The 515-nt window shown below is 34.8% G+C and carries 1 protein-coding gene; it reads right to left on the bottom strand.

What is annotated here, in order from left to right; genetic code table 11:
• On the bottom strand, nucleotides 1-369 hold a 369-nt coding region (locus tag AC1DND_RS29290), incomplete at its 3' end, for an ABC transporter permease (protein WP_477586540.1).
• Nucleotides 370-515 lie beyond the last annotated feature (146 nt).

Raw genomic sequence — 515 nt, 5'->3', positions numbered from 1 at the left:
ATGTACGCTTTCGGAGGTTTTAATTCTTTCTTTTCCTGATTCGTCTTTTACTTTGACAATTCCACCGCCGGCCTGAATAGCAGCAACTTTATCAAATTGCTGCTTAAAATCATTTCGCATCGCCGCCGGAAGAGGTCGTGGTGTGCCTGCAGATTCGAAAAAATTATCGGGTGTAGTCCAACCGCTTATTACACGGTATATACGATCTTCGTTTTTAAAATCTTCATCAAAACTTAGCTGGTAACGGATAAAAATAAAAATGAGGATGCAGCTTGCCATTCCGATAGAAAGGCCCAAAATATTGATAAAAGTATAACCTTTATTTTTCCAAAGGTTTCGCCAGGCGATTTTCAAATTTAATTTAAACATATCAAATAATTAGTAAAATGAAATCTGCAAGTGTTTGTGCCAATTTTATACCAAGAGCAAAACAAAACATAAATAACTAAATATCAACAATATACAAATAAACAAAAAGAAAAAATGTCCGTTTATGAACAGTACCTGTACGGTTC

Source organism: Pedobacter sp. 01N416 (genome assembly GCF_056399685.1).
This window is presented reverse-complemented; position numbering and strand designations above follow the sequence as displayed.